We start from the raw sequence: 20,264 nt of genomic DNA on the forward strand, positions 1-20,264 counted from the left end.
TGCCAGAGGTGTCGGATGACGCTGCGCTTATCCGACCTACAAGTTAAAATGTCTGCCAGTGTCCTTCTGGTGCATTTTTACTTAATTTCTTTGGCACCGGTTGTGCAATTACCGCCGCCGCGACATTTTGCTCGTCACTCAAACGCAAATTGCTGGTTCTGTTTTGCAATTCGACAACCTGATTTTTAAGCACGTCGGAGGATTCAGCGAGTTCATCAACGACCGCGGCATTACTCAGCGTGACCTTTTCCAGCTCGGACAAGGCAATCGTAATTTGCTGAATCCCTTTTTCCTGCTCGTTTGTTGATAAGAAAATATGCTCCATCAAAACATTAAGATCTTCTGACCCCGATACGATGGCCTGCATATTTTTTTCAGCTTCAGAAACCAGTTTCGCCCCCTGCAAAACATTGGTATTGGTCGTTTCAATCAGCGATTTAATGTTTTTCGCCGATTCTGAGCTTTTTTGCGCCAGCACCCTGACCTCACCGGCGACCACCGCAAATCCTTTACCGTGCTCGCCTGCTCTGGCGGCTTCAACAGCGGCATTCAAGGCTAAAATATTGGTCTGAAAGGCAATGCCGTCGATGATGCTGATGATTTCCGTCATTTTCTTCGAGCAATGGGTAATCGATACCATGTTCTCGGTCAGCTTCTGCATCAGTTCGCTGCCATGGCCTGCGGACTGATGAGCCTCGCTGGTAATGGTATTTAATTGACGGGTGTTTTCGGCGTTACTTTTCGTCCCAGCCGAAATTTCTTCCATGCTTGATGCGGTTTGGATCAACATGGCGGATTGCTGCTCTGTTTTTACTGATAGTTCGGCACTCTGATTAGCAAGCGTGGCGGATAATACGCTGGCCGAATTAGAAGACTTTCTAATATCCATCACCAGACTGGAAATTTCTCGAGCGAGGCTGTTTATACCGGGGATTAATTTACCTGCACAGTTATTACCAAATTCACGGATAGATATTGATAAATTCCCGGAGTTGATTTCATCAATATTTCTTTTTACTTCATTAATCGGTTTCACCAGATATCGCGTCATGTAAAACCAAAGCGTTAAAAGTAATACGATGCCGATCCCATTCAGCATGAGGTAAAAATTCATATTTGCTGATAATAAATACGCCATGACATCCATCATGACCAGAGAGGCTGCTGTAAAAACAATGATAACGGTTCTGACGCTGTAATTGTTAAGCATGTTTTACTCTGGAGACTATTTTGTTGGTACCTTTATTTATTGCGGGTATTCAGGGAAAATCCAGTCCGGAATACAAATTGAAGCTATCTCCTGACATAAGTAAATGAAGGAGTCTTTTACACTTCTTTACTTGTCGCCTGTTCAAGGCTGGCGGGTAATAAATGGGTTTGTTGGGTGGATAAGCGTCAGCGTCATCCACCGTTTACCGTTGCTCTTTTATTTACCGTTCAGCGCATCATCAGGCCAGTATTTATAGCCGTTGACCATCGCCTGGGCTGCAAGGCCTTTTTCGGTAATCTCATAAACATCGACAGGTTTTGGAGCCGAGATAGTACCCGGCGCTACGGCGCTGGCTGATGCGCCAACGGCTGGCAATCCTTTATCGTCATATTTAGCGGCGGCATTCGCATCTGCCCCCACGATATAGCCATTCTTAACGAAATCGCTCAGCGCTTTGCTGTCATTGAACACTAGTACAGTGCGCAATTGTTTCACGCCGATACCCACCCCGGCACCGGCCTGAGCCATTTTCATGTAGGTGTCTTTGCCCGTTTTGAGGTCTTTTACCACGCCGTAGCCACTGCCAAATCCGAAGACAAAAATCTTGCTGCTGTTATTGGAGAAAACGGCATACCCTTTTGAGTTCAGAATTTCACTTCGCGCTTCGGGATGAATCTTATACAGTTTCGATAACGTATCAATGCGCATATGTTGGATACTATTTCGTTGCTGACTCGCGGTATCCCCTTTCGCACTACAACCGGCCATCGCCAAAACAGCAATAAGGATCAGTTTTTTATAATTCATGTGTACCCTAAAACAAAAAGACAATCGGCAAACCTTAAGCGCGTAGCGGGTAAAGCTGCCAAAAAGAGCGCGAATGTTAATGGAATGAGCAGGCAAACTATTATTTTTTTGTGCGAGTTCTGAATCTAAATTGTTTAATTTTGCATAAAATAGGGTTGGATTTTAGAGAGCTTGTAATCTAAGGAACACAATTAATCATGTCTCCATTACACTTATTTGCCGCAGGCAGTTTACGACTGGCTTTCACGCCGCTGCTGGCGCGATTTACGGAACTAACCGGCATTGAAGTGGCGGTTCAGTATGGTCCGGCGGGCCTGCTGCGAGAGCGCATTGAAGCAGGCGAACCCTGCGCCCTTTTCGCCTCCGCTAACCGTGAGCACCCGCAGCATTTGCTGGCAAGCGGCAAAGCGTGTGAAACCCACACCTTTAGCTGGAATCAACTGGCTTTAACGACGCAAAAAACGGGAGACTGGCTGACGTTATTGTGTGACCCCACATTACGTATCGGGACTTCCACTCCAGGTTGCGACCCTTCTGGTGATTACACCTGGGCGCTATTCGATAAGCTTGAGCGGTATAAAACCGGCTTAGGGCAACAACTGCGTGAACGCGCGATTCCCCTGGTGGGCGGTCGCGACACGCTGCATATTCCGGCGGGTGAACTTGCCAGCGCGTGGATCCTGCGCCAGGGATTTGCGGATGTGTTCATCGGCTACGCTCATTACGCCAAAGCGCTGTCCGGGCAAACGGATATTCGCTGCATCACACTTGCGGATGATCACAATATCTTGTGTGAATACCAGTTGGCGGTGCTCGACAGCACACGCGAAGTCCACATGCTGGTCAGTTTTATTCTTAGCCCTGAAGGGCAAGCGTTTTTGACGGCTGCGGGCTTTTTAACTGTCACTTCTCAATCATAAAAAGCGGCGCAATAAACGGGGTGGCGTAATTCTCCACCCTGAATTTACGCAACGCTAATCCATACGCCTGATGCATATTTTCTTCAGTTACGATGGTATCGGTCGCTCCGGCCAGCCATTTACCTTCCGGCAAAAGTAGCAGCGTATGGGTTGCGACCTGTAATGCATGAACCGGGTCGTGAGTGGTGAAAATAATGCCGCGCTGCTGGCGGTGCGCCAAATCGCTGATGAGCTGTAACACCACTTGTTGATTGGCTAAATCCAGAGCCGCGCAGGGTTCATCCAGCAACAGCGTTTGACTGGCGGTCACTAACGCGCGGGCGATCATCACCAGTTGCTGCTGGCCGCCGGAAAGCGAGCTAAACGTGCAGGCGGCCAGATGCGCGATATTTAACTGTTCCAGCACATCAATTACCGCCTGTTTATCTTTACGCCCCGGCTGTGAAAAAAGCCTCACATGTTGAGCGCGTCCCATCAGCACCACATCGCTCACCCGATATGGGAACGGCAGGTGCGAATGCTGGGCCACGATGCCGACACCGCCCTGCTGTTCGATACTCCCGCCCAGCGGTTTCAGGAAACCGGTAAGCGTATCGAGCAGCGTGCTTTTCCCCAGCCCGTTGCGCCCGAGCACCGCCCAAACGTGTCCACGCTGGCAGTGAAAATCCATTGCTTCAAATAGCGCTGAATCATGGCCGTATAACAATTGCTGAACGCGCAATTCCCCGTTTTTCATCGGCGTCCCCGGCGGCTGGCGTGAATTAACAGAACGGTAAACAGCGGCGCCCCCACCAGCGCCGTAATGATCCCGATGGGGATTTCGGCCTGCATCAGCGTGCGGGCGATATCATCGACGAGAATCATAAAGCCACCGCCCAGCAAAAAAGCCGTGGGCAGCAAGCGCCTGTGGTCAACGCCCACCAAAAGCCGCGCCAGATGAGGGATCACCAGGCCAACCCAGGCAATACTGCCACTCACCGCAACTTGCGCTGCCACCAGCAAAGCACAACAAAACAGCACACAACGCCGCAATGCCACGACCGAAACGCCCTGCGCTCTTGCGTCTTTATCGCTCAGGGATAACAGATTGATGCGCCAGCGCAACTGGAACAAAATTGCGGCAGCAATACTGACCGGGATCGCCAGCATCCAGACTTTGTGCCAGTTTGCGGTAGCAAAACTGCCCAACAGCCAGAACACAATGTTGGGCAAAACCTCTTCGGTGTCGGCCTGGTATTGAATCAGGCTCACCAGCGCGGCAAAAAAACCGCTCAGAATGATGCCGGAGAGAATCAGCACCAGCGCATTTTCTCGCCCTTGCAATGCCGCGATGGCGTACACCAGAATCAACGCGCTCAGCCCAAAAAAGAACGTTGAACCCATCATCAGCAATGGGTCGAGACTGAGCAAAATCGCCAGTGTGCCGCCAAAGGCAGAACCGGAAGTTACGCCGATAATATGCGGATCAACCAGCGGGTTGTGAAACACGCCCTGAAGTGTTGCGCCGCACAAACCCAAAGCGCCGCCCGCCAGTAGCGCCATTAAAATACGCGGCAAACGTACTGACCAAATCACCTGACCCGCGATACCCGAAGATGGCGAGTAATGGGTTAGCTGGTGGAAAACTTCACTCAGCGGCAAGGGATAATGGCCGAGACTCAGCGAGCCGACGCCCAGCGCCAGCACAGCGATAACCAGTGCCAGCTGCCGGGTAATAAAAGCCTTACTGCTTTGCATTGGTCTGCCAGTTCACGCGGTAAAAACGCTGATAATAATCCTGCGCCTGGGCATCCACATCGACGTTTTTATAGGCATCGGGATAGAGTTTTTTCGCCATCCACAACTCACCGATTGCCAGCGCTTCCGGCATAGGATAACCCCAGGCTTTCGCATATTCCGGCATCAACCAGACACGATGATTTTTCACCGCATCAATGCCCTGCCAGTTCGGATCGTTCTCGATTTCAGATACCACTTCCGGGTAGCGATCCTGCACAAAAATAACCTGCGGATCCCACTGCAACACCTGCTCAAGGGAAACCTGACGCGCGCCCTTCACACTCGCGGCTGCCACGTTTTGCGCCCCGGCGTGCTTCATCATCAGGCCGGTATATTTGCCAGAACCGTAAGTCATCAAATTCGGGTTCGCCATATAAACGCGGACTTTTTTGGCATCGGGAATGTTGGCTACTGGCGCATTAAATTTAGCGCGAGCGTCAAAGGTATATTTGATCAGCTCCTCGCCTTGCGTTTTACGCTCCACCACATCAGCGATTAAACGAATCCCCTGTTTCAAGCCTTCGTTGTACGCCTGCTCTTCATCACCCATCGTCGGGTTCATTTTGTCTTGCTGACCGCCCGCATCTTTTCTGAGCGAAACTGCCACGACCGGAATGCCCGCGTTCTGAATCTGCTCAATCATCGCCTCAGGCGCGTAGTTGGCGACGAACACCACCTGCGGGTGGATCGCCAGCAGGCTTTCTATATTCACCTCGGTCAGGTCGCCAGGCGTTGGCAACGAGGTAATCGACGGCATAAAGCGGGCAAACTCAGGGCCGAGCTGCTTTTTCCAACTGGTCATCACGCCCGCGATATTTTTTTGTGCATCAAGTTGCACCAATAGATTCAGCGTCTGATGCTGGAGCACCACCACCTTATTGACGTGATCGGGGATCGTGACCTGGCGGCCAAGCTGGTCGGTAATCATGCGGTCGGCGTGAGCAGAGGATGCGAAGAACGCACTGGCACAAACCAGCGCGATATGACGAAGAGTTAACATAAGTGCCATCTGGATAAGAAGAAAATTCGATGTATATTAAATTATATAACGAACTGTCTGGCAACTGATTATCGCGGCTTTTGACTTGCCCAAGGCAACATGGCTGTTATGCTACCTGCCAAATTTTTAGTAAATGACATGCCCGATGAAATCGCCACAGCCTGAATCCTTACTCTCAGTTCGTCACCTTACACACTTTTTTTCCGGTAAAACTCCGCAGGTTAATGCGGTGTCTTTCGATATTAATGCCGGAGAGTTTGTGTCGATCATCGGACCGAACGGAAGCGGGAAATCCACCGTGTTACGGCTGATCATCAGCGAACTGCAACCCGCAGGCGGTGAGATTGTGATTCAGGGTAAGACGCTCAAGTCTATGAAGCCGTTGGAACGCGCTCGCTCCGTGGCACTTCTGACTCAGCATGACAACGCCGATCTGCGTCTTACGGTCAGTGAATATGTGGCCCTGGGGCGCATTCCCTGGCAGGCTGAATACTCGAATGGTGAACATGAAAAAGTGATTACCGATGCGATTAACGATGTCGGTATCGCGCATTTACAGCATGTTTCTTTAGGGAAATTATCCGGCGGTGAGCGCCAGCGCGCGGGGTTTGCACGCGTTTTAGCCCAGCAGCCCGCATTGTTATTGCTCGATGAGCCGACGAACCACCTCGACCCGCTGGCCCGGCATCAGTTACTCAGCCTCATCAAACACAAAAACATGACCACCGTTGCCGTGTTGCACGACCTGGAATTGATTCAGCCCTTCTCCGACCGGGTTCTGATGATGAATCAGGGGGAACTGGTGTGCAGCGGAACGCCTGCACAAGTTCTGGACTCATCGTGGCTGGAACAGGTTTTCGGCATGCAAAGTCTGCACGTCACGCATCCGTTGAGTGGTAAAACCCTGCGCATCTTCGAAGCCCTGCCTGGCGAAATTAATTAATCATAGTTTGATCTCAGTAGACCTATTCACTGCATCAATTCCTGTATGGTGCAGCGGCTGGAATTATTCCGGCTGTTAAGTGAGGTGTAATGCCTCATGAATCAGGAGTATATGTGAACAAATTAGCAATCCCGGCGTTACTGGCCGTGATGTCCAGCCCGGCTATGGCCTCCGGTTTCCCCGTCACTATTGATAACTGCGGGCAATCAATGACCTTCACCGAAGCGCCAAAGCGCATGGTGGTTCATGATATCAACATGTCTGAAATGGCATTCGACTTGCACTTGCAACCCCGCATGGTGGGCGTCAGCGGAATTACCGGCTGGTACAAAGATATTCCGGCATTTAACCGTCTACAGGGTTCCATCCCTGAAATTGCGCCTAAATATCCTTCGATGGAAACGCTGCTGGCCGTGAAACCCGATCTGTTTTTTGCAGGCTGGAACTACGGTTTACGGGGCGATGTCACGCCTCAGGCGCTGGCAAAATTCAATATCAAAACGCTGATCCTGACTGAAAGTTGCATTCATGTTGATAGCCATCGCCCCCGTGCCAGCATGGACCTGCTGTATGGAGATATGGTGCGTTTGGGCAAAGTATTCGGCAAAGAAGAAGACGCGGTAAAACTGGTGAATAGCTGGAAAAAACAGGTGGCCACCACACGAGCAAAAACCGCAGGGCTTAAACCCGTACGCGTTTTCCTTTATGACTCTGGCGAAGACAAACCCTTTACCAGCGGTGCTTACGCCATGCCCACGGCGATTATCGAAGCGGCGGGTGGCAAAAATGTGATGGATACCCTGAATAAAAGCTGGGCGACCACCAACTGGGAAAGTGTCGCCGCCACGGAACCGGAATTCATTATTCTGATGGATTATCAGTCTGATTATAACGGTGGCGCAGATGGACTACGGCGCTTCCTGGAGCAGCATCCGTTGATGAAAAAAACGCCTGCGGTGCTTCATCATCGTTATCTCAAATTGAAATACCAGGAATTGACCCCAGGTCCCGCCAACATTACCGCCATTAACAAACTTGCCCGGGCGCTCTATCCGGCTGCATTTAATTAATGTTCGGCAATAAACGCTACCTGCTGGCATGGATTGTGGCCCCGCTTCTGCTGCTGGGGCTGATTCTTACCAGCGTCGCGACAGGTAGCGTGCCGCTCTCGTTTACCGACGTTTTAACGGCACTGGGTCTGGCACACGGCGATATCAACGAGATGACCAAAAGCATTGTGCTGGAGCTACGTTTGCCACGCACTTTGCTCGGCATCATTGCCGGGGCTGGGCTGGCGCTCGTCGGCGCACTGCTGCAAACCACGACGCGTAACGATCTTGCCGACCCCTTTTTATTTGGCCTGTCCTCTGGCGCGTCAGCGGGCGTGGTGCTGGTGATAACCCGCCTGGGCGACAGCCTCGGTGCCTGGACGCTACCCATTGCCGCTTTTGTCGGGGGCATGTTATCGGCCGCAGCGGTGATAGTCATCTTTATGTCTCAATCACATAAAGGCACGGAAAAGCTGATTATTTGCGGGCTGGCGGTGTCATTTTTATTTGGTGCCTTAACCAACTTCCTGATCTTTTCCGGCGACCAGCGTGCAGCCAGCAATGCCCTGTTTTGGGCGCTGGGAGGTTTAGGTCTTGCTCGTTGGGAGAACCTGGGATTTGCTGCCGCCGCGCTAGTCATCCTTATCGTGCTGATTTCGAGGCGCAGCCGCGCCCTGGATGCCTTACTGGCGGGTGAGCAAACGGCCTGGTCACTGGGCATTAATGTCAGTCGCTTAAGAACCGAAGTGTTTATCTGTTGTTCGATGGCGACCGCAATTTTGGTTTCTCTGACCGGAGTGATTGGTTTTGTCGGCTTGATGGTGCCACATCTGGCGCGGCCATTTACCGGCGTGCGCCACAGGCGGCTGTTACCGTTGGTGGGCGTTCTCGGCGCAATACTGCTTTCCGCAGGCGACATTCTTAGCCGAACCCTCACCGCCCCTCAGGAATTGCCGATAGGGATTATAACGGCGGGTGTTGGCGGTGTGTTTGTGCTGGTCATTTTGCTGCGCCGCACCGGTTAGCACTCACGCATCTTTACGACGGTTGCCTATCCATTCTTCAATCTGGATGGGCAGCGCTTCCGGCGCTTTTCTGAACATTCTACGCGCCAGATCCAGCACCGTATGCTGCGCGAGTGCTTCTTCCATTCGCTGTTGAGCAACCTGCATCACCTGGCGCACACCGCAGATGCCCTCACATGCCCATGCGGGAGCTGGCTCATCGAAAATAGCCATGCGCTGGCGGATCTCCTTACAATCGAAAATGGATTTTTCCCCATCAATTGCCGCCACAATATCCAGCACGGTTATCCGGTCGGCAGGTTTCGCGAGGCGAAAACCCCCACCTTTTCCTTCTGTACTTTCAACCAGTTGGGCCTTAGAGAGCTTGGTGAAAATTTTAGCCAGGTAGTCGTAAGGAACATTTTGCAACTCTGCAATTTCGCGCACGCTCATCTCACGCCCGTCGCCTTTGCTATCCACTAAACACATGAGGCTATGGATGCCATATTCCACACCTGAACTGTAAAACGCCATAAATGCTCCGCCCGAATGATTCTTAGTTAGATGATAAATCCTTCATCCTGCCCAGGCAATTACCGCATGCGGTAAATTTCAGTTAAGTTTTAAATATCAAATAAATTCAAATTGTTATCTGTCATTGCTTGTATGCAGCACGTAAAAGCCTTGAAAACATTAACTACGACAAATATGATCGTAGTTAAGAAATCAAATGACCACTGAGATACCAGGGATACATCATGAAACAGCAAGTTCTTATTTTAGGTGCAGGTTTTGCAGGCATGTGGGCGGCACTGAGTGCGGCACGTTTAACCGATCTTCACGACAGCAACGAGATTGAAATCACCGTCCTGGCACCGCAGCCAGAACTGCGCATTCGTCCGCGTTTTTATGAAGATGGTGTTGAAAACTTTGCAGCACCGCTGTTGCCGTTATTTGCCGCGACTGGCGTTAAGTTTATTGCCGGTTCGGCCAGTGAGATTGACGTGGCGAACAAACAGGTCTGGTATCACACCGCGCAAGAAAACCTCTCCGCCATGCATTACGACCGCCTCGTGCTGGCGACCGGGAGTCATATCAACCCGATGTTCCCCGGCGCGAAAGAACATGCCTTCGATGTCGATCAACTGGAAAGTGCTGCACGCTTTGAGCAGCATTTAAATCAGCTGGCACAGCTACCAGAAAGTGATGCGCGTAATACGGTGGTGGTTTGCGGCGGCGGCTTTACCGGTATCGAACTGGCGACAGAACTGCCTGCTCGCTTGCGTGCCATTTTTGGTGAACGTGCATCAACACGCGTGATTATCGCTGACCGCAGCCCGGTTGTTGGGGGCCGTTATAGTGAAGAACTGAGCGCTGTTATCACCCAGGCAAGTGAAGAACTGGGCGTGGAATGGAAACTTAATGCTGAAATTGCGGCAATAGATGCACAAGGTGTGACGTTCAGGAATGGCGATTTTATCGCGTCCAACACCGTGGTAATGACCATGGGGGTGCAGGCCAGTCCGCTGACGTCACAAATCCCTGCCACACGCGACGCGCAAGGCCGTTTACATGTCGATGAAAACTTAAAAGTCGTCGGCCAGGAAGACATTTACGCGACCGGTGATGTGGCGTTTGCCCGTACCGATGACCAGGGCAATACCGCCCTGATGACCTGCCAACATGCGATTATGTTAGGGCGTTTTGTTGGTAACAACGTCGCCGCCGAACTGCTCGGCGTGGCTCCGCACCCATATCGCCAGGTGAATTACGTCACCTGTCTGGATTTGGGCGGATTTGGTGCGGTTTACACCGAAGGTTGGGATCAGGTGGTGAAATCGACGCGCTCAGAAGGCAAGAAAATCAAAGTAGCGATCACTAACGAACTGATTTACCCGCCGAAAGCTGAGAAAGAAATTGCCTTTGCGGCCGCCGATCCCCTGGCAGCGTTTGTTTAAGTTCTAATCTAAAAAATCATGGCGAGTGATATCTCACTCGCCTTCTATTATTCCTGACCTTTCTTACTCTGCCAGTTCGCCCACGGGCTATCCGCCGGAATATCGTTTTCAACCACATCCATATCTAACGAATCGATATACAAATCTTCGACTTCTTTTCGCGCCCACGGCGTGCGTCGCAAAAATTTCAGGCTGGATTTAACGCTTGGGTCGCTTTTAAAACAATTGATGTTGATGCGTTTCGCCAGTTCTTCCCAGCCAAAACGGGCAACCAGCGCATTAACAATGGCTTCAAGAGTCATGCCGTGTAGAGGATCTTTTGAAGGATGGGTCATAGTGAGTCCAGTGATTCTAAAAAATTGCGCATACCATAACAAAATAACGCAGATTCATCTTTCTTTCCTTCCGTGCCAACGACCTGTAGCCTAGCTGGGCATACATTCATCAAGAGAATGATAAGGATTACGTAATGAAAAAAGCAGTATGGACTCTCTCGCTTGCCCTGTTATTCAGTTCCTCCGTGCTGGCCGCAGAGGTAAAGCTCCCTGCTCCCATCATCGCCCTACAGCAGCAAGGCTTTGAGCTTAAAGGTGAATTTAAAGGCCCCGGCGATTTACCTGGCTACGTGATGCAAATCCAGGGGCAAGGTACCACGGTATTCCTGACGCCCGATAAACAGCACGCCATTATGGGTAATCTGGTCGATGCCGCGGGGAAAAACCTCAGTGATGAGCAGGTCGAGAAATGGGTTTATGCGCCCATGGCAAAAGAGATGTGGCAAAAACTCGAGAAAAATCATTGGATAGCCGCAGGCAAAGCGGATGCCCCCCATGTGGTTTACACCTTTGCTGACCCGTATTGCCCGTATTGCACACAGTTCTGGGAAAATGCGCAGCCGTGGCTGAAATCAGGCAAAGTGCAACTGCGCGTGCTAATGGTCGGCATGTTGCGCCCGGATAGCGGCCAGAAAGCCGCAGCGATAATGATGGCGAAAGATCCTGCGAAAACGCTCGCAGAATATGAAAATTCCAAAGGGAAAATGGAGCTGAAAATCCCTGCCACCATCAAGCCTGAAATCACCAAAGCACTGGAAGACAACCTGGCGCTGATGGATACATTAGGAGGAACGGCCACACCTTCTATTTATTACCTGAATAAAGACGGACGACTGCAACAACATCAGGGTTTGCCTGACGAAGAAACCATGAAAGCCATCATGGGCAGCGATAAGTAACGCCTTAAAGGTGACGTTGTCACGTTAAAGAGCCAGTACCGGCTTGCAACGTCGCCCTTGCGTAGCAAACTCACGTAACGCATCCCGCCATTCTTCCAGATTAAACAACTTCACTTCCGGCAATTGGCTATTCGCAAGCAAGAGCCATAGATCGGAAAACCACGACTGCCATTCAAGCGCATCCGTCACGGCCAGGGTATCCCGCAGATGAAAACGCTGCGTTTTTGCCTGCGCACTGCGCGCATCGTAAGGCTGCCCGCTCAACAAACCGTATGAGACAAAATCAGCTTCCGCGTTCAGATTTGTCAGCATTAGTGTGGCAAGTGCTCCCCCGACGGCATCAAACACCACATCAGCCTGCTGTGCGACACCACGAAGCATTACAGTGTCGTTGATAAGAACGGGCGTAATGCCGTTCTGGAGCAAAGCCGCTTTTTGCCCTTCACTCCGACAAACACCGTAGACATGCACCGCGCCATAAATCACCGCCCACTGCGCCAGTAGCGTCGCACAGGACGAGTTCGCCGCGGTCAGTAATACTGTTTTTCCTTTTACCGGCCATTTTTTTAGCATCACAAATGCCGCCAGCGGGTTGATGTAACCTCGCGCCGCTAACAGGTCGGGAATCGCATCAGGAACCGGAATCGCCCAAAGCGGTGAGCAATCCAGCCAACGCTGCCATGTTCCTTCGCCCCGTAACGGGAGCACGCGCTGGCCAATCAACCCGGGATTGTCGGCATCCGTCACCACGCCCATCCCTTCATAGCCAATCACGCGCGGCGGGCTAACGCGATGACGATAGGCACCGGTTACGGGGATTAAATCGGAGGGGTTAATCGGCGCATAACGCATTTGCACGCGTAGCATGCCGCCTGGGCGCGGTAAGATTTGTGAATGTTCGAGCGTGATAACGTGTTCAGGTTGGCCAAACTGGCGAAACCAAAGAGCAGTGTTATGCATAAAAAAATGCCTGTAAGCAACGTTACAGGCACTATATCAAGGTTTTACCCTTAATTCGGGTGGATAAGCGCAAGCGTCATCCACCACTATCACAAAAATTAGCAGTAACGTGCGAGCGCAGCGCGCATGCCCAGGCTTTGAATCGCCTGTAAATCTTCGCTCACTTTCGCCACCAGACCCGGAACTTTAGTCAGGTCTTGATCCCAGTGAACGCTGTCGCTCAGTACCGCTTCAACCAGCTGCTGCTCGTTGATTTGTTTGTCACCCAGAGCCGCCCACAGTTGCTGGTAACGCACCAGCCAGTGTTCGTCATCCTGCAACGGATAGGTTTCTTCGCCGCGCACGCCTTTATAGAAAGCAATCAGCGCTGCCAGGGCGAAAGTCAGACGTGGTGGCAAAGTGCCGGTCGCCTGCTGGCCTGCCAGCAATTGCGGCAGAATACGGGTACGGAACTTCGTCATGCCGTTAAGCGCGATAGACAGCAACTGATGCTGAATGTACGGGTTCTGGAAACGGCTCGTCACCGCTTGTGCAAAGGATTGCAGCTCGTCACGAGGCAAATCCAGCACCGGAATAATCTCTTCCGCGATAGTTTTTTCCACGAATGCGCAAACTTCAGCATCGTTCATCGACTCGCCCACAGTGTTCAGGCCCGCAAGATAAGCGACTGGCACCAGCGCAGTGTGAGCACCATTCAGAATCGCCACTTTACGTTCTTTATAAGGCTTGATGTCATCGACAATCAGCACGTTCAGCGGGAATTTATCCAGACGCAGTTCTTGCGCAAGCGTTGCTGGCCCCTGAATCACGAACAGGTAGAAGTGTTCTGCTGCCGCCAGGAAGCTGTCTTTGTAGCCCAAAGATTCTTCAATTGCAGATGCTTCGTCGCGCGGATAACCGGTAACGATACGGTCAACCAGCGTAGAACAGAAAGTATTAGCCTCGTTCAGCCATTGGGTGAACGCTGCTGGCAGCTCCCACTCTTGCGCGTAACGCAGAACCAGTTCTTGCAGCGCGTCGCCGTTGTAATCAATCAGTTCGCAAGGAATGATGATCCAACCTTTGTCCGCAGCGCCGTTGAAGTGGCTGAAACGTTCGAACAGCAAACGCGTCAGTTTAGCCGGGTAGCTTACCGCTGGCGCATCTTCAAATTTGTCACCTGCGTGGTAGCTGATGCCCGCTTCGGTGGTGTTGGAGAAGACGAAACGCATCTCTGGGTTATGAGCCAGTTTCAGGAAGGTTTCATATTCTTGATAAACATTGATTTCACGGTTCACTGAGCGAATCAGACGCGCGTCGCTTACCGCTTCGCCCTGCTCGTTCAGGCCACGGATAACCGTGGTATACAACCCATCCTGAGTAGACAGCGACGGCGGGAATGCGCTGTCGATAGGACGTACGATCACAACACCCGCATTCAGATCGGTGTGTTCATTCAGTAAATCAACTTGCCAGTCAATGAATGCACGCAAAAAGTTACCTTCACCAAACTGGATAATACGTTCAGGGTATTGAGCGCCAGGGAAGTCTTGACGATTAAGTGTTTTCACTATGTTGTTCCTTGGTGAGTACAGGATGGGCGAATAAAAATCCTCTCCAAACTATCAGAACTCAACAATGTGAAACCCCGTTTTGATCAAACTAGAGTTGTTATACCAATTTTTTTATTGATGTTTTTTGGTAGAACAACTCTCAACAGACGCTAACTATTCAGCGCAAGCTCTTTATACGACGCGGTACTGGTCTGATTGCGACCATTACGCTTGGATAAATAGAGATATTTATCCGCTTCTGCCAGCAGCGAGTTAAACGCATCAAGCAGGGTTTGCTTTTCTGGCGTCACGGTCGCAAGGCCGATACTCACCGTAATGAACAACGTCTGTTGCTGATAACGAAACGCCGTAAGCTCAATGGTCTGGCGAATTTTCTCGGCGATAGCGAGACCTTTTTCTTCGGTACAGGTGCTACAAGCCACCACAAACTCTTCGCCACCCAAACGGGCCACCAGCCCTTCATCCCCCACCACTTTTCGCAATTGCTCGGCAAACGCGGCCAGCACCACGTCACCGCATTCATGACCATAGCTGTCGTTGATGCGCTTGAAATAATCAATATCCAGCAGCATCACGCACAGTTTCTGGTTGGGCAGATGCTTCGTCGGCATGTTGATTTTTAGCGCTTCATACAGGCCGGAACGGGAATAAACGCCGGTAAGATAGTCGTAATCTGCTCGCAGCGAGGTTTGCTGAATTAAGCGGTTAATCGCATCAACGCTCACCGACACAATCAGCGGGCAAATCGCCATCGTGGCAATCCCAAGACGGGCAGAGAACATCTCCGTCACCACCAGCGGGACATTGTGATGAATCACAACAATCGAGTTTGCTACCAGAATGATTTCCGTGCCGCCCGTCAAAAACGTGATTAATGCGGTTATTGGAAGCGGATAACGAATCGCGCACCAGATCAGTGCCGGGAGCGGAAACGCCAGGCTCCCGGCCCCGCCAATCACCACCGAGGCCATCACAGAGACGACAACCGCCACCAGCGGATAAATTTTCGACAGATGAAAAGCGGGCAACTTACTCCACTGCGGCCATTTCGCCATCAGCAAAAATGGCATCATCAGTACACCTGTTGAAAATTGCTCGCTAAACCAGTCAGAGAACAGTGAAATAAATTGACGATAATCCGACGACGGCCCGGTCGATCCCATCGATCCTAATAAAGAGCTAAGAATGGCACCAATAAGGCAGGCGTAGAAAAGATTAAACGCATTCAGCGCCCAATTACTTTCATCTTGCGTGCGGGAATAACGCAGTAATAACCGGGCAACAACAATAATAAACACCATGTTAGAGAGATTAATTATCGCCGACTGCCATCCCCAATGTGTGGTGAATGCGTCATAGACAATCATTGCGCTATAACAAACGAAATAATAAATCGGACGATTTAGGAACGGGGATCGCACGAACACCGCCGCCAGCACCGCATTCAGCGGCCAGAAGAGCGACAACTCATCAATCAGGCGAAGCGAGGCACCAAAAAAGTAAAACAATGTCGTAATGACAAAAATAGAAACGGCGTTAGCCAACCGTTTTTCAGGCGAACAGAACATAAACTTAGCTAGATTAGCCATGCTATTTTGACTCGTATTTAAACGTGCACTGCGCAATGATTTAATACAACTGTATGAGTGCAAAAAATAATTTTTAGCTTAGCATATTTTATCTGGTACGGCCTGTGGCCCAATCGATATAGACAAATATGCCAGGCTTGTAGTTTAAAAGATTGAACGCCCGATTCGCTGAGCCAGGATTTCGAGTGCCGCGGTACCGGCAAGCGAGTTTCCTGATGCATCCAGCTCCGGGCACCAGACCGCAATAGACATCTCATGCGGAACGATAGCAATGATCCCGCCGCCAACACCGGATTTCCCCGGCATCCCTACCCGATACGCAAATTCACCCGCACCGTCATACATGCCGCTCGTCACCATCAACGCGTTAATCTGCCGCGCTTGCTGTGCGGTGATAATCGGTTCATCAAGATGCAATGCCCGCCCCTGATTTGCCAGAAACAGAAACGTTTTCGCCAGCTCCAGGCAGCTCATTTTCAGCGCGCAATAATGGAAGTAGTTGTGCAACACGGTAATCACGTCGTTATCAAAATTACCGAAGGATTTCATCAGCCAGGCAATCGCGGCATTACGCGCCGAATGTTCAAACTCAGATTTCGCGACTCTGCCGTCGTAAGCCAGATCGGGTTGTTCCGCCAACGCGCGCACCACTTCCAGCATGCGCTGTTTCGGCGCACTCAGGCGAGTCTGCAACATATCGCACACCACTAACGCGCCCGCATTGATAAACGGGTTGCGCGGTTTGCCTTGTTCAATTTCTAGCTGGAGCAAAGAGTTAAACGGTTGTCCCGAAGGCTCTTTCCCCACGCGCTGCCAGATTTCATGTTCATCGTAACGCCCCATGGCAAGCGTGAGACTCAGCACTTTCGAAATGGACTGTATCGAGAAACGTTCCTTCGCATCCCCTGCGCTAAAAACTTCACCCTCGACGGTACACACTGAAATCCCCAGTTTGTTGCCGGGAATTTCTGCCAGAGCTGGAATGTAATCAGCCACTTTACCGCGGCCAATAAGCGGGCGAACCTGGGCGAGAATATCTTCCAGCAATTGATTATCTAACAGACCTGGCACTGCAAACTCCTGATTGGCGGGTATTTTACGCCCGCCAGTATATCAGCAACTAGCGGCGGTCTTTCCATACTGTCTGCACATTACAAAACTCATGCAGGCCAAAATGCGAAAGCTCACGCCCGAAGCCACTTTTCTTCACGCCGCCAAACGCCACACGTGGATCGCTGGCGCTATAGCCATTGATAAACACGCCACCGCATTCAAGACGCGCCGCAAAGTCATCGGCAAGATGAGTATCAGAGGTGAATAACGTGGCTGAAAGGCCGAAGTCACTGTCATTTGCCAGTTCCAGGGCATGTTCCGCATTACGCGCTCGGGTAATAGCCGCCACCGGACCAAACAACTCTTCACGAAATGCCACCATATCAGGCGTGACATTCGCTAAAACGGTTGGCGCGTAGTAGTTGCCCGTGCCTGCCATTTTCTCGCCGCCGAGCAGTAATGTCGCCCCTTGCTCAAGTGACGTTGTCACCTGTTTATGCAACTCATCACGCAGATCGTAACGCGCCATCGGGCCGATAGTGGTTGTATCCATAGTGGGATCGCCGATTTGCAGCGCCTGAACGGCTGCAACAAACTCCTCGGTGAATGTGTCCGCAATCCCTTCTTCGATAATGAAGCGTTTCGCAGCCGCGCAGACTTGCCCGGTGTTCTGGAATCGCCCCGCAACTGCCGCCTTCACTGCCTCATTAATATCAGCGTCATTGAGCACGATAAACGGGTCTGAACCGCCGAGTTCCAGCACGCATTTTTTCAATGCAGCACCTGCCTGCGCCCCAATCGCCGCCCCCGCACGCCCGCTACCCGTCACGGTGACAGCCGCAATTCGCGCATCATTAATCGCATGGCTCACCCCTTCAGGCGTGACATTAATCACTTCAAACACGCCCTGCGGAAATCCCGCTTCGGCGAACATTTGTTTAATCAGTAACGCGCATCCCATGACGTTTGGCGCATGTTTGAGAACGTAACTGTTCCCCGCCAACAGAATCGGCACCGCACCGCGCAGCACTTGCCAAAGCGGGAAGTTCCAGGGCATCACAGCCAGAATCGCCCCCAATGGCCGGTATTCAATCACCGCCTGATGGTTTTCCACCAGAGTGCCTTCGGTTACCAGCATGGCTGGCCCGTGTTCTGCATACCAGTCACACAAATTTGCTGTTTTCGCCACTTCCGCACGAGCCTGGGTAATCGGCTTACCCATTTCTGCGGTGATCATTTGCGCCAGCGTTTCAGCGTGCTGACGCAACGCCGCGCCCAGGTGGCGTAATTTATCCGCCCGCAGAGCCAGCGGCACATTCCGCCAGACGTTAAATGCCGCGTGATTCCCCGCCAGCGCGGTATCGAGCTGCTCGGTCGTTTCAAGCGGTATGGCGGAAAGCTGCTCGCCGGTGGCCGGGTTCATTGAAATAGCGTGATGGTTCATGGTTGCTCCTGTGTTCGCGTTATGCCCATACCTTAAACCTGCGTGACAATCATGAAAAATGAATAATAATGAGCGAGTCATTCACGTATCGAGAAAGGTTTATGGATCTCACGCAGCTTGAAATGTTTAATGCGGTAGCGGAAACCGGCAGCATCAGCGCGGCAGCGGCGAAGGTTCACCGGGTGCCGTCCAATCTCACCACGCGCATTAAACAGCTTGAGGCCGATCTCGGTGTTGAGTTGTTTATTCGCGAAAACCAGCGTTTGCGCCTCGCCCCAGCCGGGCACAATTTTCTCAGCTACAGCAAACGTATTCTGGCTTTGGTTGATGAAGCGCGGATGGCGGTTTCCGGTGACGAGCCACAAGGAACGCTGCCGCTAGGTTCGCTGGAAAGCACCGCAGCGGTGCGGATTCCGGGTTTGCTCGCGATGTTTAATCAGCGTTTCCCGAAAATTCAGCTCTCGCTTGCCACCGGGCCTTCGGGCGACCAGATTGATGGCGTGTTGGATGGGCGGCTATCGGCGGCCTTTGTCGATGGCCCGATATTGCATCCTTCCCTTGACGGTATTGCGGTTTACGAAGAAGAAATGGTGATTGTCGCCCCGGCGGATCATGACGCCATTACGGATGCAAACCAGGTCAGCGGCGTCAGCATTTATGCGTTTCGCGCCAACTGTTCGTACCGCAGGCATTTTGAAAGCTGGTTTCACGCCCACCACTCGGTGCCGGGCAAAATTCATGAGATGGAGTCGTATCACGGAATGCTGGCGTGCGTGATTGCCGGAGCGGGTATTGCGCTAATGCCGCGCAGCATGCTGGAAAGCATGCCCGGCAGCCACCAGGTGTCGATATCGCCGTTGCCTGCTGACTGGCGTTATCTCAACACCTGGCTTATCTGGCGACGAGGGGCAAAAACCCGACAACTTGATGCGTTTATCGGGCTGCTTGAGCAAACGTCTTAGCGCAGTAATACTTTGCCGACTAAATAGGTGGTCGCCTGGCCGGACATTAACACCCTGTCGCCCACCAGTTGGCAACGTATATCCCCGCCGCGTTCGGAAACCTGACGCGCCAGCATCTGCGTTTTACCCAACTTTTCTGCCCAGTACGGAATCAACATGGTGTGAGTCGACCCGGTAACCGGGTCTTCTGTCAGCGCCGCCTTCGGAGAAAAGAAACGGCTGACAAAATCATAGCCTTCTGTTTGCGCGGGCGCGGTGATACACACTTTTTGATCCAGTTGACGCATCAGATCAAAATCAGGATTAATCGCCTCAACCTGCGCCTGGCTCGCGAGCAACACGGTATAGGTGCGCCCCAGCCGCACTTCCTGGTATTCGCTGATACCGAGCGAGTCCAGCAGCAACTGCGGCGGTTCAACGGGTTCACTGCCCGATGCCGGGAAATCCAGCGTCAACCAGTCGCCGTTGCGCGTAACCGTAAGCGGGCCAACGAAACGCGTCTCAAAATGAATGGTGGTTTCCGGGTAATTCAGGTACTCGAAAATCACATGGGCCGAAGCCAGAGTCGCGTGGCCACAAAGATTGATCTCCCCTTGCGTGGTGAACCAGCGCAATTCAAAACCGCTGTCGGTGGTAATAAAAAATGCCGTTTCCGACTGGTTATGCTGGCGTGTCATCGACAGTAACGTTTCATCTGGCAGCCATTCGGTGAGTGGACATACCGCCGCGGCGTTGCCACCGAAAGTGGTATCGGTGAACGCATCAACCATATAAAAATCAATTTGCTGCATGGTCTTTT

The 20,264-nt window shown here is 51.8% G+C and carries 20 protein-coding genes; 7 read left to right on the forward strand and 13 right to left on the reverse strand.

Translation table 11 applies throughout. The features are described from left to right. Positions 1-43: 43 nt before the first annotated feature. Positions 44-1,210, reverse strand: a complete 1,167-nt coding sequence (locus DY231_RS12280) for a methyl-accepting chemotaxis protein (protein WP_115628614.1) — start codon at positions 1,208-1,210, stop codon at positions 44-46. 216 nt (positions 1,211-1,426) lie between these two features. Then, complete coding sequence (locus DY231_RS12285; RefSeq protein ID WP_115628616.1) at positions 1,427-2,017, reverse strand: lipid-binding SYLF domain-containing protein; 591 nt, start codon at positions 2,015-2,017, stop codon at positions 1,427-1,429. A 194-nt stretch (positions 2,018-2,211) separates the two neighbouring features. On the opposite strand from DY231_RS12285, the gene DY231_RS12290 reads away from it, so the two are divergent. Continuing rightward, positions 2,212-2,937: a substrate-binding domain-containing protein gene (locus tag DY231_RS12290; protein WP_115628618.1), complete on the forward strand. Its 726-nt coding sequence runs from the start codon at positions 2,212-2,214 to the stop codon at positions 2,935-2,937. Here the strand turns inward: DY231_RS12290 and DY231_RS12295 are convergent. Genes DY231_RS12295 through DY231_RS12305 form a run of 3 tightly spaced genes read right to left on the reverse strand, consistent with a single transcriptional unit; the run spans position 2,921 to position 5,716 of the window. Further along, on the reverse strand, positions 2,921-3,673 hold the full coding sequence (locus tag DY231_RS12295) for an ABC transporter ATP-binding protein (protein ID WP_115628620.1): 753 nt from the start codon (positions 3,671-3,673) through the stop codon (positions 2,921-2,923). The two genes, DY231_RS12290 and DY231_RS12295, sit on opposite strands and share 17 nt — an antisense overlap. Next, positions 3,670-4,674, reverse strand: coding sequence for a FecCD family ABC transporter permease (locus DY231_RS12300; protein WP_115628621.1), 1,005 nt, complete (start codon positions 4,672-4,674; stop codon positions 3,670-3,672). Before DY231_RS12300 ends, DY231_RS12295 begins: the two co-directional genes overlap by 4 nt. Next, positions 4,661-5,716: an ABC transporter substrate-binding protein gene (locus tag DY231_RS12305; protein WP_115628623.1), complete on the reverse strand. Its 1,056-nt coding sequence runs from the start codon at positions 5,714-5,716 to the stop codon at positions 4,661-4,663. Before DY231_RS12305 ends, DY231_RS12300 begins: the two co-directional genes overlap by 14 nt. Positions 5,717-5,945: 229 nt before the next feature. Between DY231_RS12305 and DY231_RS12310 the strand changes: the two genes are divergently transcribed. The 3 genes from DY231_RS12310 (at position 5,946) to DY231_RS12320 (ending at position 8,733) form a co-directional block, all read left to right on the forward strand. Further along, positions 5,946-6,659 (forward strand): ABC transporter ATP-binding protein, encoded by a 714-nt coding sequence (locus tag DY231_RS12310; protein WP_256682663.1) that lies wholly within the window; start codon positions 5,946-5,948, stop codon positions 6,657-6,659. Positions 6,660-6,772: 113 nt separating this feature from the next. Next, complete coding sequence (locus tag DY231_RS12315; protein ID WP_502305910.1) at positions 6,773-7,729, forward strand: ABC transporter substrate-binding protein; 957 nt, start codon at positions 6,773-6,775, stop codon at positions 7,727-7,729. Next, the gene (locus DY231_RS12320; RefSeq protein WP_115628630.1) at positions 7,729-8,733 is read left to right on the forward strand and encodes a FecCD family ABC transporter permease; all 1,005 of its coding nucleotides are present in this window, start codon (positions 7,729-7,731) and stop codon (positions 8,731-8,733) included. The genes DY231_RS12315 and DY231_RS12320 overlap by 1 nt, the downstream gene beginning before the upstream one ends. A gap of 3 nt (positions 8,734-8,736) precedes the next feature. On the opposite strand, the gene DY231_RS12325 is transcribed toward DY231_RS12320, so the two are convergent. After that, positions 8,737-9,246: an RrF2 family transcriptional regulator gene (locus tag DY231_RS12325; RefSeq protein WP_034495333.1), complete on the reverse strand. Its 510-nt coding sequence runs from the start codon at positions 9,244-9,246 to the stop codon at positions 8,737-8,739. A gap of 224 nt (positions 9,247-9,470) precedes the next feature. Between DY231_RS12325 and DY231_RS12330 the strand changes: the two genes are divergently transcribed. Further along, the gene (locus tag DY231_RS12330) at positions 9,471-10,670 is read left to right on the forward strand and encodes an NAD(P)/FAD-dependent oxidoreductase (RefSeq protein WP_115628632.1); all 1,200 of its coding nucleotides are present in this window, start codon (positions 9,471-9,473) and stop codon (positions 10,668-10,670) included. A gap of 47 nt (positions 10,671-10,717) precedes the next feature. On the opposite strand, the gene DY231_RS12335 is transcribed toward DY231_RS12330, so the two are convergent. Further along, positions 10,718-11,005 (reverse strand): VF530 family protein, encoded by a 288-nt coding sequence (locus tag DY231_RS12335; protein WP_115628634.1) that lies wholly within the window; start codon positions 11,003-11,005, stop codon positions 10,718-10,720. 134 nt (positions 11,006-11,139) lie between these two features. Between DY231_RS12335 and dsbG the strand changes: the two genes are divergently transcribed. After that, entirely contained in the window at positions 11,140-11,904 is a 765-nt protein-coding gene (gene dsbG / locus DY231_RS12340) for a thiol:disulfide interchange protein DsbG (protein ID WP_115628636.1), read from the forward strand. Between the two features lie 24 nt (positions 11,905-11,928). Here the strand turns inward: dsbG and DY231_RS12345 are convergent, their stop codons facing one another. The 5 genes from DY231_RS12345 to sad form a co-directional block, all read right to left on the reverse strand. Beyond that, positions 11,929-12,864, reverse strand: a complete 936-nt coding sequence (locus tag DY231_RS12345; protein ID WP_115628638.1) for a zinc-dependent alcohol dehydrogenase family protein — start codon at positions 12,862-12,864, stop codon at positions 11,929-11,931. 98 nt (positions 12,865-12,962) lie between these two features. After that, positions 12,963-14,414 carry a tagaturonate reductase gene (locus tag DY231_RS12350; protein WP_115628640.1) on the reverse strand — a complete coding sequence of 484 codons (1,452 nt, stop codon included), beginning with the start codon at positions 14,412-14,414 and terminating at the stop codon, positions 12,963-12,965. Between the two features lie 152 nt (positions 14,415-14,566). Further along, entirely contained in the window at positions 14,567-16,006 is a 1,440-nt protein-coding gene (locus DY231_RS12355) for a GGDEF domain-containing protein (protein WP_115628642.1), read from the reverse strand. Positions 16,007-16,150: 144 nt separating this feature from the next. Beyond that, entirely contained in the window at positions 16,151-17,077 is a 927-nt protein-coding gene (gene glsB, locus DY231_RS12360) for a glutaminase B (protein WP_115628644.1), read from the reverse strand. 49 nt (positions 17,078-17,126) lie between these two features. Beyond that, the gene (gene sad, locus DY231_RS12365) at positions 17,127-18,503 is read right to left on the reverse strand and encodes a succinate-semialdehyde dehydrogenase (RefSeq protein WP_115628646.1); all 1,377 of its coding nucleotides are present in this window, start codon (positions 18,501-18,503) and stop codon (positions 17,127-17,129) included. A gap of 101 nt (positions 18,504-18,604) precedes the next feature. On the opposite strand from sad, the gene ptrR reads away from it, so the two are divergent. Further along, on the forward strand, positions 18,605-19,465 hold the full coding sequence (gene ptrR / locus DY231_RS12370) for a putrescine utilization regulator PtrR (protein ID WP_115628648.1): 861 nt from the start codon (positions 18,605-18,607) through the stop codon (positions 19,463-19,465). Here ptrR and DY231_RS12375 read toward each other — a convergent pair. Next, complete coding sequence (locus DY231_RS12375; RefSeq protein WP_115628650.1) at positions 19,462-20,256, reverse strand: PhzF family phenazine biosynthesis protein; 795 nt, start codon at positions 20,254-20,256, stop codon at positions 19,462-19,464. The two genes, ptrR and DY231_RS12375, sit on opposite strands and share 4 nt — an antisense overlap. Positions 20,257-20,264: the final 8 nt, after the last annotated feature.

The sequence above is a fragment of the Buttiauxella agrestis genome (assembly GCF_900446255.1).
Classification (GTDB): domain Bacteria; phylum Pseudomonadota; class Gammaproteobacteria; order Enterobacterales; family Enterobacteriaceae; genus Buttiauxella; species Buttiauxella agrestis.